Below are 17,401 nucleotides of genomic sequence, written 5' to 3'. Positions count from 1 at the left end.
GAGTGTTGGACGATTTTTGGTTGTAGCGCGATCGTCCAATGCTCAATAAGAAAATAAGCGTTCTCAATCAATTCTTTCTACCAGAAAACAAGCATCAACAGTCCTTCTGGTCATTGTGTTAGCTAATCATCGCATCTGTTTTATACCCGGTTTGGCTTCCCATGTTTTTTCACCACAAACGATGTCGTCCACTGGCGGCGTTTCTTTTAGCCAGTCTGCTGTTTCAGTCGATCGCTGACGCAAAAACAACCATCCTCAACACAGCTTCCTATTCGTTTCAGGATGCTGCTAAAAACACGGTTGAAGGCATTACTAATCAACTCAAACAAGAGCTAGTTGATCCCTTTGGGCGCATTCGTGGCTGTGGTGGAGAAGTCTTACCAGACTATGCAGGGTTTAGTGTGGGGCTATATGACGCGAGTGCAGATGATACCCCGATCGCGCTTGTTTCGATCCCCAGAACAGGGACAGGAACCAGCTTTACAGGCTTACAACCCAATGTTCAAAACAATAATCCTTTCTTTCTAGCGAATGATGAGCCAAAAGGCGGCTTTAACTTCTTTCTCAATCGCAGCACAGGTCAACTAGAAGTCGGGAAACGATACATTCTAATTGTCAATCCGCCTGCTGGGTCGAGACGCTATAGCCAACGCCAAATTCGAGTGGTGATTACTGCACAAGATGACATTGCGAACACAGTGTCTTATACGGCGACTGCTCTAGATGGTCGAGGCATCAGTTTGGACGGCGATCCAGCTTCTTTTTCGACGACCGTTCCAGTTAATGATGCAGCCGGGACGGGGCTAGTTTTGTCTGCTGTGAGTCTATTGGATCAGCCGATTTGTGTGGGAGTCGCGCAGCCCGTTCAGATTATCAAGACTGCCGATCGCGCCGCCGCCGAACCCGGAGATACCGTGATCTACCGATTGAGCGTGCGGAACTTGAATACAGTAGCCGCAAATCAAATGGAGATTACCGATGTGTTACCGATCGGGTTCTCTTTCTTACCCAGAAGTGTTCGCGGTGAGATTGGTGGCATTGTTGTTCCGGTTACTGCAACGCACAATGGCTCAAATATCACCTTTAAGTTTGACGGCAGCATTTCTCCAGATGGAGTTTTGAATGTTGCTTATGCAGTTCAACTCAGTCCCGACGCTGTTCGTGGATCAGGTGAAAATATCGCAAGTGTTAGCGTTCGTCGATCCGACACCAATGCGATTCTCAGAGATGGCCCCTCCAAGTATCGAATTCGGATTCGTCCTGGCATTGTCTCAGATTGCGGAACCATCATCGGACGAGTCTTTGAAGACAAAAACTTTGACGGCGAACAGCAACCTGGTGAACCTGGAATTCCTAACGCAGTCGTCTTTTTGGATGACGGTACTCGAATCACAACCGATGTCAATGGACTGTTTTCTGTCGCCAACGTTCTAGCTGGACATCGCACAGGTGTTTTGGATCTGAGCAGCGTTCCTGGCTACACCTTTGCTCCCAATCTTTACTTCAAAGAGCGCAACAGCCAATCGCGTCTGGTGCGTCTCGAACCGAGTGGTCTAGTCCGCATGAATTTCGCCGTCACGCCCGCAGCTTCGGAGGCAGGCAAACCATGAATCGTAATTACAAATATCTCACTGCTTGTTTGAAGACGCTGGGCATTACGGCTGAAACGATCAGCCTGGTACTATTGGCAACTTTATGTCATCGTGCCATTGCAACTCCTGTAGAAACAGCCTTGTTGTCTACTCAGCCGAGCATTAAAGCTTCTGCACAACCTTCGACTGGAATCATTCCAACGCAGTCTTTGATTGCTCAGTCTACTCCCGTTCCTGCGGCTCCCACTCAGACAACTGTTTCAGGAATTAGCATTGTTTCACCACTGCCCAATGCGATCGTAGATGTACCAGCCACATCAGTCATTCTCAAGTTTCCAAGCGATCAGAAAGTTGAACTTAGAGTTAACGGTAATGTCGTGAGTTCTTCGCTCATCGGACGCACCGAAACCGACAAAGCGACTAAACAAATCACTCAAACCTGGTATGGTGTTCCGTTGCAGGATGGCGACAATACCATCGCAGTTCAATTATTTGCCAATAGTCAGGTTGAACAAACTGCATCCATACAAGTACAAGTGCGAGGAACTGCAAAACAACTAACTCTGAAGACCGCAGAAACTCGCGTGCCCGCAGACGGACGATCAACCATCACCCTTTTGGGACAACTGCTCGACGCACAAGGCAACCGCTCGAATCGAGACGCGATCGTGACCCTCAAACCCACCGCAGGCGAATTTGTCGAACCTGATGTCAGTCCTGATCAACCCGGCTATCAAGTCAAAGCCATTCAAGGAGAGTTTAGAGCCACCCTGCGATCAAGTATTCAAGCCCAAACGGTACGAATTCAAGCAAAACTAGAGGACTTAGAAGCCTTTACTCAAGTGCAGTTTGAAACTGATTTGAGATCGTCGATCGTCACAGGTTCAATTAACTTACGGTTGGGCAGACGGGGCACTGATTTTTATCGCGGCTTTCGAGACTTTTTGCCGCCCGATGGAGACAATCGTTATGGCTTATCGACGAGCGGGGCAGTGTTTGCGACGGGACGAGTAGGAGACTGGTTAGTTACTGGTGCATACAACAGCGATCGTGCCCTTAATGAAACCTGTGATGGAACGTCCAGATTATTTCGAGACCAGCAGTTCTGTGATCAGAACTATCCTGTCTATGGTGATAGCTCAAAGGTTGATATTCTGACTCCCTCAACAGACAGTGTGTACTTCAAAATTGAACGCACTTCCCCCACCTCAAACGGCATTGATTCCTTTATGTGGGGCGATTACAACACCGAGGAGTTTGCAACTCGATCGCAGCAGTTTAGCGCAACTAGCCGTCAGCTTCATGGCTTTAAGGGCAACTACAACATTGGCAAGCTACAACTCAGTGCTTTCTACGGCAACAATGTGCAAGGCTTTCAGCGAGATACGATCGCGCCTGATGGGACAAGTGGCTTCTACTTCTTATCTCGACGGTTGGTGATTGGCGGCAGTGAAAATGTCTTTCTAGAAGTCGAAGAGTTGAACCGTCCGGGCACTGTACTAGAACGCAAGCCACTGGTACGGGGGACAGACTACGACATTGATTACGATCGCGGCACGCTGTTATTCAAACAACCAATTTTGAGAACGGATGTTGATCAAGCGGGGCAGGTTCTTGTTCGTCGGATTGTTACAACCTACCAGTACGAAAATCAGCAGGGCGACAAGAGCAATATCTATGCAGGTCGCGCTCGCTATCACTTCTCAAACACACCCGGACAAGAAAGCTGGATTGGCGCAACTTATCTGAGAGAAAATCAAGGCGTTCGTGATTTTGAACTATATGGCACCGATGCACTATTCTCGTTTGCCAACGGCAGTGTGATTGCAGAATATGCTCACTCTAGCAATCGATCGGATGTTCTTGGTCTAGTGAGTGGTTCAGCTTACCGCATCGAAGCCAACGCCAAGATTACTAACAGCATTGATGCGCGGGCCTACTACCGCAAAACAGATACTGGCTTTGCCAACGATGCAACAATGAGCTTTGTTCCGGGTCAGACCCGCTACGGAGCGGAAGTCACGGGCAGTGTTTCGCCAACTACGAAGTTACGAGTGCAGTACGATCGCGAAGACAATATAGGCGTTGCACCGCGACAGATTGATACCTTTCAAGATCTGTTTGCTCCCAGGACAGAAGCGATTCCAGGAACACAGGTTGACAATTCACTAACCACGATCGCTGTCGGAGTTCAACAACGTTTTGGGAGTGCCGATCTGAATGTTGATCTACTCCATCGCCAGCGAGACGATCGCCTTGCTCCCGAATCGAGTGGCTCCTCAGATCAGCTGCGATCGCGCTTTACAATGCCTCTGGCAAAGAACCTGACTTTCCAGGCGCTCAACGAAACTACACTGTCTGCTAATACCGATGCAGTCTACTCCGATCGCACTGCCGTTGGCTTAGATTGGGCGCTCATGCCAGGGGTTAATTTGGGCTTGAGTCAACAGTTCTATACCAGGGGACAACTCGCTGGACAATCAATCACCAACCTGGGGATTCGCGGTGAGTATAAGTTTGGCTCAGACACGACCCTATCGGCTCGATATGGCATTATCGGCGGAGCAAGTAGCTGGACAACCCAAGGCGCGATTGGAATCAATCAAGGACTGACGATCGCCCCTGGTTTGAGAATGAATCTGGCTTATGAACATCTGTTTGGTGGCTTCTTTGGTACTACTGGAGTTGGGACACAGTTTGCTCAACCCTTTGCGGTCGGTCAGAGTGCTTCAGCGATCGGCTTGCAGGGAGGAAGTAACTACAGCGTAGGGCTGGAATATACGGGCAGCAAAGACTTTCAGGCGAGTGCCCGCTACGAGCGTCGGACTTCTTCGGGCGGCAGCAATACAGTGATTTCGGCGGCGGCAACCGGAAAGATTTCTCCCTCACTTACAGCACTAGTCCGCTACCAGCAAGCCAACGCGGCGAACCAAACGCTGATTGGACTAGGAAATACCGCAAACCTGAAAGTAGGGCTAGCTTACCGCAATCCCAATGACGACAAGTTCAATGCTCTGTTTCGCTACGAGTACCGCAAAAACCCCTCGACGATTCCTGACACAATTTTATTTGGGAGTGGCACTGGCTCCGAAGATCACACGATCGCTTTAGAAGGTCTGTATGCCCCTAATTGGCGCTGGGAATTCTACGGGAAGTACGCCATGCGTCGTAGCTCTACGACTCTTGCCAGCGATCTGGTAGGCACTAGCACGGTTTCTCTCGCCCAACTCAGAGCCACTTATCGTTTGGGTTATAGCTGGGATCTTGTTGGAGAAGCCCGTTGGATTACTCAGCCCAGTGCTGGATTTAGTGAAACAGGCTTTTTGCTAGAGGCAGGCTACTATCTCACACCCAATCTTAGACTGGCAGCAGGATATAGCTTTGGTCGAGTTAACGATCGCGACTTTGATGGCAGTCGATCGGCAGGCGGCCCTTACCTGGGGCTAACCATCAAACTCAACGAACTATTTAGCGGCTTTGGCTTACAGAAACCGACTCCAGCCAACCAGCCCAAACCAGAAGCTACCCTTTCAACTGCTCCGGTTAGTCCCCCCAGTGTCCAAGGTGCCACCCCATGAAGCGTAATTTAATCTCTCCTTATGTTGAACGATCGCCGTTCTGGGCGCGATCACTGCGTAGCATTAGTCCCCTCTATGCGGCTACCGTTTTGCTCGTATCACAAAATCTCTGGTTCTTTACCTCCCCCGCAAGGGCGGACAAAATAGGGGGCGGTGGCACCATCTGCGCAGTTCCCGGTAAAGATGGGAGTCCAACTGTGGGGTCGAGTGTAGCCAACACTTACTATCCTGGTGCGGCTGGAGTCACTGCGAGTGCTGGAACCAATAGCATTACCGTAGGAACATCATCAGGATTTAGCAGCCCGATTCAGCCAGGTGACTTGCTACTAGTCATCCAAATGCAAGGTGCAGAGATTAATAGTACCAATACGGGTGCCTATGGGGATGGTGACTCTAGCAACAATGGCTCGACAGGGCTGCCAAACTTTCCAACAGATGGCACTGTCAATGGCAACACGGCGACCAACTTCACTGCCGGAAACTTTGAGTACGTTGTGGCAACTAACACTGTTGCAACTAGCGGCGGCACAATTATCCTCAGTTCTTCTCTAGTAAATAGCTATGTGAATGCTGATAATACGGGTGGAAGTAGCCAGGGGCAAAAGCGATTTCAGGTAGTTCGAGTGCCACAGTATGCAAACCTGACCGTGAGTGGCACGATCACAGCAACTCCCTGGAATGGATCAACGGGCGGTGTGGTAGCGATCGATGTGGTGGGTAGCACGAACTTTACAGGTGCAGGCCAAATTAATGTAGATGGGCAAGGCTTTCGAGGCGGCGGCGGTCGTCAGTTGGGAGGAGGCGCTGGCGCAAACACAGATGTTGTTTCCCTTTCTACTATCAACAACAACGCCTCTAAGGGGGAGGGAGTCGCCGGGACACCCAGATACCTATTTAACACCACTACGAATGCCTTAATCACTAACACGCAAGAAGGCTATCCCAATGGAAGCTATGGTCGTGGTGCCCCCGGAAACGCTGGCGGCGGCGGTACAGACGGGAGACCCAGCGCTAACGATGAAAACGCTGGCGGCGGTGGCGGTAGCAATGGCGGTTCAGGTGGTAGAGGTGGCAGAACTTGGAATAGCGTCTTGCCCTACGGGGGCGCAGGAGGTGCCCCTTTCTCAGTAGCATCTGCCCGTCGGTTGATTTTGGGTGGGGGTGGCGGGGCTGGTACCACAAACAACGGGACTGGGACTCCTGGCGCTGGATTAGCCAGTAGTGGTGCCCCTGGGGGGGGAATGGTTCTGCTGCGGACAGGAACGATCGCTGGGACAGGAACGATCAGTGCCAAAGGTGCCACTCCAGCGCCCATTCCTGCCAATGACGCAAGTGGTGGGGGCGGAGCGGGGGGTAGTGTTCTCGTTATTTCGCAAACGGGAAGTTCAACTGGTCTCAGTATTAATGTAAGCGGTGGCAGAGGGGGCACTAACACAGGGGGCGGCGCTCCTCATGGGCCCGGTGGGGGTGGTTCTGGTGGGGTCGTTCTCTTTAGCCCTGGCGCAACCACGAATGTGAGCGGGGGGGCAGCCGGAACGACTAACAATGATGCCACCAACTTTGGGGGAGCAACCGCAGGGGATGGAGTGACTGCTCCAATTTCAGTGACTCCCGCAGATGCCACAACAAGCATTTCAGGGGCAAGCTGTATCATCTCTGCCGCTAAGTCAACCTCAACTCCCGGGCCGATGGTCGCACCCGGAACAGCAACCTACACCATTACTGCCAGCAATCCCACGGGAACAAATCGATCGACCGCTGAGAACGTCGTGATTGCGGATTCAGGGTTGCCCACTGGGTTTACCAACAGTTCAGCCACGGTGACTCCCGTTTATTCAGGAGGAGCGACCGGCCCAGCAACCGTGACAACCGGAGGAACTGCTTCTCAGCCCTCCTGGTCAGGGTTCAAGATTCCACCAGGCGGCAACGTTGCTATTACGTTCACCGTTAACATTGCCAACGGCACCACTTCTGGAACTTACAACAACAGTGCTACGGCAGCCGCACAGTACAGCAATACAAGCGCAAATGTCACCAGTGCGCCGACAGGCAGCGCCGCAGTCACTTCGACATACAACGGTACATCACCTGCAAATACAGCAGAAGATGTGACGATCGTACCCGTTAGCCCTCTGCAAGTCGATAAGACAGTCGCTCTAGCGGCAGATAGCGACAACTCAAGCGGCACGACACCCGGTGATATTTTGGAGTACACGGTGGCGGTCAGAAATACTAGCACTACCACCTCAGTCAATAACGTGATTTTGAGTGATCCGCTTCCCACCAACACCGCTTATGTTCCTAGTTCCTTACAAATTACTGCTGGAGCAAATACGGGAAGCAAAACCGATGCGGTCACAGACGATCAAGCTGAGATTAATGGCTCTCAGATTGTTTTCCGATTAGGTACAGGGGCAACGAGTTCGGCAGGTGGGAGTTTAGGAACGACGGCTGCCAACAATACAACCACTGTTAAATTCCGCGTTAAAATTAATGACCCATTGCCAGCAGGAACAACTCAACTCTTAAACCAGGCAGTTGTCTCTAGTACGGGTTTTGCCAATGCGCCCAGTAACGACCCTGGCACTCCGGCCCCTAACGATCCGACGGTAACTCCGATTCGCCCTCGGCTGCGTCTGGTCAAACGAATTACGGGTATCAAAAAGGAGGGTAGCGCGACTGTGACTGCGATCGGGGGATACAACAACTTAGCCACCGACAATAACGATAACCCTGGTGTAAATTGGCCGGGCGGCAGCAACACTTACCTTCTAGGAGCTATTAACGGCACACAAATCCCGACCCCGAATCCAGGTGCCCCTGCTCCCAAAGACGAAGTGGAGTACACCATTTACTTTTTATCCGACAGCACGATCAATGCAAACAATGTCAACCTTTGTGACTTTGTGCCCGCTAAACAAACCTTAGTTCCTGGAACGATCCAACTTAACTTTGGCGGGACTACCACTGCTGTTACTGAAGGTTCTGGTGCTGGCCCAGGAAGTGGGTTTTACACGGCTACATTCCCTGTTGATTGTACGGGCATCAACAGTGGGCGCGGTGCAGTCCGAATCCAAGTCGGAACCGTCACCAACGCAACCAGTACGCCGTCAACCTCTTATGGCTTCTTTCGATTCCGAGCTAAGGTCGATTAAGCGACTAAAAGTGAATGTTTTGGTACAACGGTAGCAATTGGTGGAAGGTTGCAAGGGGCGACCGACGGCGACATACCCCAGCTACCAACTATTGCTTGAGCGCGCAACCCTGATCCAAAAACGACAAAGGCCAGTACAATGACTGGCCTCTATCTGATCGGAGCGACACGATTTGAACGTGCGACCCCCACTACCCCAAAGTGGTGCGCTACCAAGCTGCGCTACGCCCCGAATTTGCTTAACCAGCATAACATAATGCGCCCTGTTCGACCAAATCTTCAGAAAACTTGCAGAGTTTGCAGCGCCTCCAGTAATTTTGGAACCACGGCCTCAGTCCAAAAGCCTTCACCACGCCGCCCAGACCGCAAAATCAGACGCAGACTGTAGGCGTGAGGATAGCCTTCTGCTTCGAGCCACAGGAGGTCGCTTTCGGCTTCACAGGCGAGCGTTTCTTCGTCCATTAGTTCTCCTGCCATTTGAAGCATGGTGCGGCTCAGTTGGTCGGCTAATCGGATGACATCAGACAGTTCGGACTCTGTTAGCTCGATCGCCCAGTCGTCTCCTCCGATCAGTCCCCGAAATTCTGGAGCGTCTGCATCCCATCCCAGCCGCCAGCCAGCGCCACTTTTGAGTAACCGTCCCATCAGGGCAACAGTAACCGGGCACCCCCTGTCTGAGGCGAAGCGGCCGGAGTCGGGGTCGGTTGGGGTTTGGCAACTGGTTTGGCAACAGAGGGCGTGATCGGTTGACTGGCGGACGGATTAAAAACGTTGACTAGCGCCTGAACCAGAGCATTTCGCTGTCTCCGAGTGAGGCGACTAATGGCAGCCCGATCGCTCTCCAATGGATTTTTTCGCAAATTGTCAAAGCCTGGATAGCTCGATTCCAGCATCGGCTCATTAATGCCCAGATAATCGCCCAGCGTCAGCTTCCAGTCGAGACGATAGACAAGGGGACGGCCTTTTATATATTGGTGATAGCGCACCATGCGACTGACAAGGGTGTTGTTTGGATCGACTTTGCCCGTCTCGCGATTGATATATTGATTTTCGAGCGGTAGGTCTGGTAGCTGCTGATAAACCTTTGACCAGGCATCTTGGACTCTGGATCTCGTCGTCGTGGGCGTAGAAGGTTCGGCAGCAATCGTGCCTCCAGCCAGCAAGCCAATCAGCCCGATCGTGCCCACAGCCAGCCCAAATCGTCTTATGCGTCGCTTATCAAATTGCTTGCTCATGAGGATCGATCTTGTCCGTTGAATCTGTTGACGAATTTGAAGAGAAAGGTTGCCCCAAGAAAAAATGACAGCGTTGAAGGAGAAGATAGGGATGCGCCAAACACCCCCGATCTCCTCAAAATGCGCTACTCACCAATGATTTCGGGTTGGGTTAGCTCGTCTGACATCTCAACGATCGCCCGCATCACTGGCTTCATCATGGGGTCGTCTCCGCTATCAAAATCTTCAAAACGGCGGCGTTTGGCGCGATTGGCAACCTGGACAGTGATCCGGTAGCGGTTGGAGGCAGCGTTAATCAACTCATCGGCGCGGCGCATCAGTTGAGTTGTGTCAAAGGTAGGACGCTTGTGTAAGGAGCCAGATTTTGCCATAAATGTTGTCTTGGGTAAGTGGTCGAGAGCTTGACACTCCCCGACGTAAACGCACGGGGATTCTTGGCTCAACGAAACCACTTAAACTAGATTCCTTGCAGTCTCTAGCCCAGAGGTGGGATTCTCCCCAAGCGTTAATTCGGGTATGCCCTACCCTATTTGCTTTCGCAAGTCCTGTTTAGGTTTTTTGAAACAAATAATGCTTCAAGATGCTGTTTGTCTAGCTCCTCTGAATCTTTTACCTACTGCAAGGGGGAGTCTAGAAAAATGCAGTAGAACCGCATCGATTCAATTTTCAAGGTGCAGCGTTGAGCCTTTCGGCAACTGGGTTTTTAGAGTGGTTGATTACCCTTTCCACTAGAATCAGGATAGCGCATTGCTATACAAAAATGACTGGAAAACAATTAAACATTAGGATCTAGGAGGAAGAAATGAAAAAGCTTGAGCGTTACGCGAAGAAGGCAAAGCGCACAAAAACGGACATCGTGCGAGAGTTTCTTCGTTCATTGCCGTAAGAGATTGGCGCGATAGCGCCGTTGCTCTGCATTCCCTGCCTAAAGGCGAGGGGCTTTCCGCAAAATCTTGGTAAGTCTGTCAACGGATCGCGAATGATGCCGTTTTGAGATAGGGTTGTGTAAAGATTTGAAAATCTTCGTCTTAGGATGCTAAATTTTCAGTCTAGCCCCCTTCTATTAATAGCGTAGACCCACCCAAGATTACACGGTTTCATGCAAACGATCGACCCGCCCTCTGTTGGATTAGATGCTCGTCCCACTCCCCCGTCGCTGAGGCTGTTAGCGCTAGGAGATAGTCTGGTTTATGGATTTGGTGATCCGGTGGGGGGCGGCTGGGTTGAGCGACTTCGCAGACAGTGGATGACTCCGGGTGGCCCCAATCATGCGCTTTACAATTTGGGAGTGCGGGGAGATGGCGTTCGGCAGGTGGCGCGACGGCTTGAAGCTGAGTTTCACAATCGAGGCGAACTGCGGAATCGAGTTCCAGATTTGATTATTCTCTCGGTGGGCGTAAATGATTCTCCTCGATTAGCCAGACTGGATGGCAAAAACTTGACGGAGTTTGAGGGCTTTGAGATGGGGATCGCTGATTTGCTCGATCGCTCCCAACGCCTCTGCCCAGTGATCTTTGTAGGCATGGTGCCTGTCAATCAAGCCAAAATGCCGTTTCTCAACTGTCTCTACTACAATCATGCTGATCAACATCGCTACAAAGAAGCCACGCGGCTGGCCTGCGAAAAGCGACAGATTCCTTATCTCGACTTGTTTGATCTGTGGATGTCGCGAGGGATGGATTGGTGTCAGACGCAGTTGACCGAAGATGGGCTGCATCCTAACGTAATGGGCTATCAAACGCTGCTGCAAGATCTTTTAGGTTGGCAGGCGCTGCGGGCTTGGATTGGGTGATTGGGGTTTTGGGGTTGAATATGACGAAATTAGTGGTAGCGACGGGCAATCCTGGCAAGCTGCGGGAAATGCAGGCGTATCTGGTCGGGCTGGATTGGGAATTGATGCTCAAGCCAGATGAGTTGGATATTGAAGAAACGGGGACAACCTTTGCTGAAAATGCTGCGCTCAAAGCGTCTCAGGTTGCCAAGGCGTTGGGGGAATGGTCGATCGCTGATGATTCTGGTTTAGCCGTCGATGCGCTGAATGGGGCACCCGGATTGTATTCTGCACGCTATGGAACGACTGATGCCAATCGAATTGACCGACTGCTGAGAGAATTGGGCAATCGCTCCGATCGCAAGGCTCAGTTTGTCTGTGCGATCGCATTGGCTCGACCGGATGGCACGATCGCCCTGCAAGCGGAAGGCATTTGTCCGGGTGAAATTTTGACGCAGCCGCTCGGAGAAGGCGGTTTTGGGTATGATCCGATTTTTTATGTGCCTGAGCAAGGAATGACATTTTCAGAAATGCCGCCCGAAGTGAAACATGAAGTCAGTCACCGGGGCAGAGCGTTCGAGATCTTGTTGCCTGAACTGGCGAAGATTAAGCCTTAGCATTAACGTGAATTCGACGAGTTTTTGCGCTTTGGTGTTCTGTCCTTCTGCCCCCAATTCTGGCGAACTTTAAGATAAGATTCTCGCCTCAAAGTTTGTCTTGTGAAATCATGCCGACAACTGCTTTGACAGCGCGAAGATAATCACTAGGATGTAACAAAATTTGTGTTCCTCGGACTCCAGCAGAGATAGAAACGAGATCAAAAATTTCAATGAGTTCGTCTACGTAAACGGGATAGTCTTTTTTGCAAGCCAGTGCCGTCACGCCGCCGCGAATGTAGCCTGTAAGAGGTTGGACTTCCTTAAGTGAGACGGTTTCTACTTTACGATCGCCCGACAGTTGCGCCAGTGCTTTGAGATCCAGTTGGGTGTTGCCTGGAATGACGGCTAAGAGAATTCCGGTGCGATCGCCTCTAGCTACCAATGTTTTAAACACTTGTTCGGGGGGCAATCCGATTTTTTGAGCGACGCTTTCGGCGGCTAGATCATCGGGGTCAACGTCGTAGTCTCGCAGGTCGTAATCGATGCCAAGGTTGTCCAAAATACGGACGGCGTTTGTCTTCATCCGGTTTCTCAATTGTTTCAAAGGCTTGCTCAATACGAGCACTTTAGCAGTTTCAAAAATTGGTTTGGAAGGATGATTTTTAGGGCAGACTTTGGACTTTAGACGTTGGATTTTTGGCGTTGCTGATTGGAGGGATGACTCTGTGGGAAGTGTCCATCTTTTCGCCCCCTAAATCCCCCAAAATTGGGGGACTTTGAACATTGGGGTTCCCGCCGCTTTGGGGCAGTTCAGCCCACGATTTAGCAATGCCGGATTTGAAACTTGCCCTGTCTCTAGTCCAGAGTCCTTGTGGTCGGTGCAAAAAAAGCCCGATCGACTCAGTGCGATCGGGCTTCTAGAAGGTATCCAGACTGTGAATCACATCGTAACTAGGACTTTAATGCAGCTAACATTGCTTTATAGATGTGTGACTGATCAACTGCCCCCGGTACACCAGGAATCTGGTAAGTCTTAGCAGTGCCTCCCGGTGGTCTGTCTACAAACTCAACATTGCTTCCAACATAATCGAGCAGCTTGAAGGTGTCGCCCTGGAAGTAAACAGGCACCAATCGGTTGCTGTGGTTGCCCCAGCCATACTTGATAGCCGGATCAGAACCCCAGAAGTGACCCGCTTCGGCTGGCGTGTTTTTATTGAAGGTCAACGCTTCTGCACCGTTGGCTTTGACCAATTCAGCATAGTTGTCGTTGAGTGTCAGATAGTGGTCGTGGTCAGCCGTGACAATCAGAACGTTTTTCTTCCAGCCGCCGTTTTTGCTCACCCAGTTGGTTACTTCTTTCACCGCATTGTCAAAAGAAGTCATCGTCCCAATTAGGTTATCTAGATTGTTGTCGTGGGCAGCCCAATCAATGTCGCCGCCTTCAACCATCAGCCAAAAACCATCTTTGTCCTTACCCAACACTTCTAAAGCGGCTCTCGTCATTTGGGCCAGCGTCGGATTTGCCCGGACTTCTTTCGCAATGAACTGCTCATTGGTTTCAGCGATCGCCGTTGCCAAAGGACGCACTGTATCAGGTTTGGGAATCTGAGTGCCGTTATTAACTGGGGTTCCCGTCGCATTGGTCGGAGCCGCAGCCGTCGAGTAAACCGAGAAGTTAGACAACCCCGTTAAGCTGTAGTCACCATTAGCGGACAGCGTGGGAATATTGCCATCTTGACCACGGGCCCCAAACAAACCTAAGAGACGATCGCCCTGATTGGGATCAAGCTTCTTCGCCGTTTCGAGCAAGGTTTTGCCACCCAGTCTAATTTGGCCCGATCGGGTTGTTGTGGTAACTCTGGTATCCCGTTCGACAAAGGTGTAGCCATAGCGATTATTAGTCGGCTTGTCGCGCAGTTCTTCATAGGTAGACTGCTTGATGTATTCAAAGCCCTTGGGAGTGACAGTGCTGGCTGCCGTGGTGTTGAGAAAGTCGAGCGGGTGCCCACCTCCCAGCAAAACAGTGGGCAGGTAACCCTGGTCTTCACGCAGCGCTTCTTGCAAAATGTTGTCTAAAGCCGGGAAGTCAGCATCGTATTTGTTGCGACGGTTAACACTTGAAGCAGCCGCACCAGGAGTCGCATGGGTAATCGGAACTGAAGTAACCAGTCCAGTCGATTTGCCCAATTCTCGTGCGGTTTGCAGAATGGTTTTGTCGGCTTGCTCGTAGATATCGACTGACATGGCGTTGTTGTAGCTCTTAACCCCGGTGTACAAGGTCGAAGCAGTGTTGGCCGAGTCAGGATAGCTGCACTTGATGTACTCAGGATCGGTGCCTTGAGGAACCGCCGGAGACAGAGGAATCCAGGGAGTTGGGCCGCCTTTGGCGATTTCGTAGCCGACAATGTTGCCTTTTCCGGGGTCGCCTCCGTTGCGGCAGGGTTGGTTGGCGGTGGCGGTCAAGTCGCGAACGGGGGTGCCGGGGTTGATTGCCGGATTAAATTGGAACCCTGGACGAATGGGACTCTGACCCGTAATCGGATTGGAGTTATCTAGCGCCGAGTTGCCCGTTGAAGATGTGACTGCGCCTGTGGTGGCATTAGTCGCGTCGATCGTCGTTCCATAGGTCGTCGTGTAGGTGTAGCCCTTTAGCTTTTGAAAGTTCAGCCCTTGCCCCTTTCCTGCTTTGTAAAGGGTGCCCGTTTTCGCCGCTGCCGCCGCCCGTGCCATGTTCCAGCCCATCCCATCACCGATCATGATGATGACATTGACTCCGTTTCCTTGGGCAAGGGCAGGAGGTGTGCTGAGGGGAGAAAAGGTGACATTTAGGAGACAGAAAAGGCAGGCGAGAAAGAGAGAAAACGATCGCTTCGAGCTACCCACAAGGAGTAGGGTGATGCTGTCAAAAAAACGAATCATGGTTTATTCCTTTGCAACAAAGTCCGGCTTTTTGGCACAAAAAATCTGTGGAACTCAGCTTGGAGCGAATCCCGGTTGGATTTGAGAAGGGGTGACAGAAATTTTTGGCGTTGCTGATTGGAGGGATGACTCTGTGGGAAGTGTCCATCTTTTCGCCCCCTAAATCCCCCACGAGTGAGGGACTTTGAACCTTGGGGTTCCCGCCGCTTGGGGCAATTCATCCCCTGATTCAGCAACGCCAGATTTTTTACTACGCCTGTCTTCTACTGATAGAAGTTAGGGGCCCGATGGCTGTCAATGACTTCTTGAGCAAACTGGTTGACTGGGGCAGAAAATTGGGGCTGTGCAGTGTGGACGGAAGGCTCAACCCCTTGCGGGTAAATCGAAGAGGTCGCCGTTGCGACTTGAGGCAAAGACCACACGGCTGTGATGAGTGCTACGCAAAAACCCGCCAGAAAGAGAGTCAGCCAACGCACAGATTTATGGAACGGTAAACGCATCATGCAAAGATCCTGAATTTAAGGTAAACACTAAAACGAACGCTAAACAGAAACTAGAAAGAACGGCTCATCGATTGTCGTAAAAGTTTGGCTCGTTTTCTGATACCGGAACCGGGGGCGTAAACGCAGCGACTTGAGTGGTATCGGGCGATCGATCAAAGCCGAGTAATGTGGTAGATCCTCCAAAATAACGCGCCCATTGCTGAACGCTTGAACGGGTTTGCCAATCCTGCCGAGAGACGCTGACAGACAGCAGCGGGGCGATCTGACCTTCCCGTTCTCCCAGGACTTTGAGCGAGACTTTGGTCGTTGTCGGATCGGCAAAGCTTTGATTGATCAGGTCGGTGGCGATCGTGTCTGCCTGCTTCATCAAGGTTGCAAAATCGCCGCTTTCCGCGTTGAGTAAGCGTTCAATTTGACGGCTTTCGGCACGAGCGGGAGCCGCCAGTGACCCAATCAAGAGGGCTGAAATCACCCAATTTTGCAGACGTAAACCCATAATTTGTCTTTGGGATGAATAGATGAGCAGGGTTTCAGAGGTTCTGTCAATAGAGTAATCTCTAACTTGATGAACTCCGTGTTTTCCTGAAGACATGCTCTGTTAAGCTTTGATGAAGCAATGGATGGAAGCCCGTTTCAGCTTGTGTTTCATCTCCCTTAAGTTGGAGAATGGTCTCCTGAATTTGATAGGTTTTTTGGAGGTGAGTTTGTATCTTTTGTAGTAAGCGATCGCGTTCTCCACTCTCCAAGGCTTTCTCAACTCGAATCTGAGCCACCAGCGCCACCTGATCGGCCGTAATGCTCCAGATCCGCAGCGCTTCGACTTGTTGGACGGATTCAAAGGTCAGCAAAGTGGCTTCGATTTCGGTGGGATCGATCGACGCGGGCGCGTATTCTAGAAGAATTTCCAGACTTTGCTTAATCAACGGTAAGGCACTCAAACTCGTCAGAGCAGCGACCATCAAACTAGCCGTCGTGTCCATCCACATCCAATGCCAGAAGTAGATCGTCAAACTCGCCACAATCACGCCCACCGAACTAGCCGCATCCGCCACCACATGCAAAAAAGCGGCTTTGAGATTGAGATCATCTTGACTGCGCTGATAGAGCAAAAGAATATTCAAGCTGTTGACCAGTAACCCAATCCCGGCTCCCAGCAGCATCGGCAAGCCCAAAACGGTCTGCGGTAAGTTAAATCGTTCCCAACTTTCCCAGGTGACAAAGGCAGCGATCGCCAGCAGTCCCAAGCCATTGAGTAAGGCGGCGAGAATCTCAACTCGTTGGTGTCCAAAAGTGGCGCGATCGCTCGCAGGACGCTGTGCTAACCAGACGGCTCCCAGAGTCATGCTCAGGGCGGTTACATCGGCTAAAAGGTGCCCCGCATCAGCCAGTAAAGAGAGGCTATGGCTCCAGGTGCCGATCGCTAATTCAGTTGCAAACAGGCTGGCTAAAAGGACTAACGCAATTGAAATCACCTGCATCTTTTGACCAGATGAATCGTTTGAATGCAGTAGACCACAGAAGCAAGGACGCAATTTAGGAAGGTTGGTAGACTGTGGCTTAAGGGCGATCGTCATTCAGATTAATTGAGTACAAGGGAAGGATTAACAATGAACGGAATTAAAAAAGTTTGAAATCAGCTTACTGGATTGTTTTCATACATGACTTAAAAAAATTTGCATCATGAATGTGAACGCCCAGGCGATTCAAAACTCTATAGGTGGAAGCCTTGAGAAAAGTTGTTTTTTAATGAATCTGTGAACAGGTTATCAGCTTTGTAATTAATGAGTCAGTAAGCGAACGTTAACGTTGAGTAAAGGATGAATGATTGCTATTGAAAATCGTGACAAATCCCAACTGGAATCGGCCACGATCGCAAAAGAAAAATTTGGACTCTGAGCACTGTAGCCAAGAAACGTTCGGCGGTGTTCAAGTCTTCTGCCTCTCAAGCGGCCAATTCTGGGAGACTTTAAAACCAGACTTCTCGTTCAAAGTCTAACTTGTGTTAGAAGATTAAAACTTATGCTAGAGGATGAATGTCACTACTAAAAAT

At 50.8% G+C, this 17,401-nt stretch carries 13 protein-coding genes and 1 tRNA gene; 5 read left to right on the top strand and 9 right to left on the bottom strand.

The window, feature by feature from the left end; all coding sequences use genetic code 11:
- The first annotated feature begins 161 nt into the window (after positions 1-161).
- From ACKFKH_RS17960 to ACKFKH_RS17950, 3 genes are read left to right on the top strand one after another with little or no spacing between them, the layout of a single operon-like run.
- Positions 162-1,610 (top strand): hypothetical protein, encoded by a 1,449-nt coding sequence (locus ACKFKH_RS17960; RefSeq protein ID WP_446859697.1) that lies wholly within the window; start codon positions 162-164, stop codon positions 1,608-1,610.
- Positions 1,607-5,170: a TonB-dependent receptor gene (locus ACKFKH_RS17955; RefSeq protein ID WP_446859696.1), complete on the top strand. Its 3,564-nt coding sequence runs from the start codon at positions 1,607-1,609 to the stop codon at positions 5,168-5,170. The genes ACKFKH_RS17960 and ACKFKH_RS17955 overlap by 4 nt, the downstream gene beginning before the upstream one ends.
- Positions 5,167-8,325 (top strand): beta strand repeat-containing protein, encoded by a 3,159-nt coding sequence (locus ACKFKH_RS17950; protein WP_446859695.1) that lies wholly within the window; start codon positions 5,167-5,169, stop codon positions 8,323-8,325. The genes ACKFKH_RS17955 and ACKFKH_RS17950 overlap by 4 nt, the downstream gene beginning before the upstream one ends.
- A 157-nt stretch (positions 8,326-8,482) precedes the next feature.
- Here the strand turns inward: ACKFKH_RS17950 and ACKFKH_RS17945 are convergent.
- The 4 genes from ACKFKH_RS17945 to ACKFKH_RS17930 form a co-directional block, all read right to left on the bottom strand.
- Positions 8,483-8,556: transfer RNA gene (locus ACKFKH_RS17945), tRNA-Pro, on the bottom strand.
- Positions 8,557-8,603: 47 nt separating this feature from the next.
- Positions 8,604-8,969, bottom strand: a complete 366-nt coding sequence (locus tag ACKFKH_RS17940; RefSeq protein ID WP_446859694.1) for a DUF1818 family protein — start codon at positions 8,967-8,969, stop codon at positions 8,604-8,606.
- Positions 8,969-9,559 carry a hypothetical protein gene (locus ACKFKH_RS17935; RefSeq protein WP_446859693.1) on the bottom strand — a complete coding sequence of 197 codons (591 nt, stop codon included), beginning with the start codon at positions 9,557-9,559 and terminating at the stop codon, positions 8,969-8,971. The genes ACKFKH_RS17940 and ACKFKH_RS17935 overlap by 1 nt, the downstream gene beginning before the upstream one ends.
- A gap of 125 nt (positions 9,560-9,684) precedes the next feature.
- Positions 9,685-9,930: a DNA-directed RNA polymerase subunit omega gene (locus ACKFKH_RS17930; protein ID WP_446859692.1), complete on the bottom strand. Its 246-nt coding sequence runs from the start codon at positions 9,928-9,930 to the stop codon at positions 9,685-9,687.
- Positions 9,931-10,658: 728 nt separating this feature from the next.
- On the opposite strand from ACKFKH_RS17930, the gene ACKFKH_RS17925 reads away from it, so the two are divergent.
- The gene (locus ACKFKH_RS17925) at positions 10,659-11,351 is read left to right on the top strand and encodes a GDSL-type esterase/lipase family protein (RefSeq protein ID WP_446859691.1); all 693 of its coding nucleotides are present in this window, start codon (positions 10,659-10,661) and stop codon (positions 11,349-11,351) included.
- Positions 11,352-11,371: 20 nt separating this feature from the next.
- Complete coding sequence (gene rdgB, locus ACKFKH_RS17920; protein WP_446859690.1) at positions 11,372-11,947, top strand: RdgB/HAM1 family non-canonical purine NTP pyrophosphatase; 576 nt, start codon at positions 11,372-11,374, stop codon at positions 11,945-11,947.
- Positions 11,948-12,035: 88 nt separating this feature from the next.
- On the opposite strand, the gene ybaK is transcribed toward rdgB, so the two are convergent.
- The 5 genes from ybaK to ACKFKH_RS17895 form a co-directional block, all read right to left on the bottom strand.
- Positions 12,036-12,512 (bottom strand): Cys-tRNA(Pro) deacylase, encoded by a 477-nt coding sequence (gene ybaK / locus ACKFKH_RS17915; RefSeq protein WP_446859689.1) that lies wholly within the window; start codon positions 12,510-12,512, stop codon positions 12,036-12,038.
- A gap of 368 nt (positions 12,513-12,880) precedes the next feature.
- Complete coding sequence (locus ACKFKH_RS17910; RefSeq protein ID WP_446859688.1) at positions 12,881-14,848, bottom strand: alkaline phosphatase; 1,968 nt, start codon at positions 14,846-14,848, stop codon at positions 12,881-12,883.
- A 263-nt stretch (positions 14,849-15,111) separates the two neighbouring features.
- The gene (locus tag ACKFKH_RS17905; RefSeq protein ID WP_446859687.1) at positions 15,112-15,351 is read right to left on the bottom strand and encodes a hypothetical protein; all 240 of its coding nucleotides are present in this window, start codon (positions 15,349-15,351) and stop codon (positions 15,112-15,114) included.
- Positions 15,352-15,415: 64 nt separating this feature from the next.
- On the bottom strand, positions 15,416-15,847 hold the full coding sequence (locus ACKFKH_RS17900) for a hypothetical protein (RefSeq protein ID WP_446859686.1): 432 nt from the start codon (positions 15,845-15,847) through the stop codon (positions 15,416-15,418).
- 61 nt (positions 15,848-15,908) lie between these two features.
- Positions 15,909-16,925: a cation diffusion facilitator family transporter gene (locus tag ACKFKH_RS17895; protein WP_446859685.1), complete on the bottom strand. Its 1,017-nt coding sequence runs from the start codon at positions 16,923-16,925 to the stop codon at positions 15,909-15,911.
- Positions 16,926-17,401 lie beyond the last annotated feature (476 nt).

This window comes from Phormidesmis sp. 146-20, from assembly GCF_052939475.1.
The sequence above is the reverse complement of the archived record's forward strand: the minus strand, read 5'-3'. Positions and strand labels throughout refer to the sequence as shown.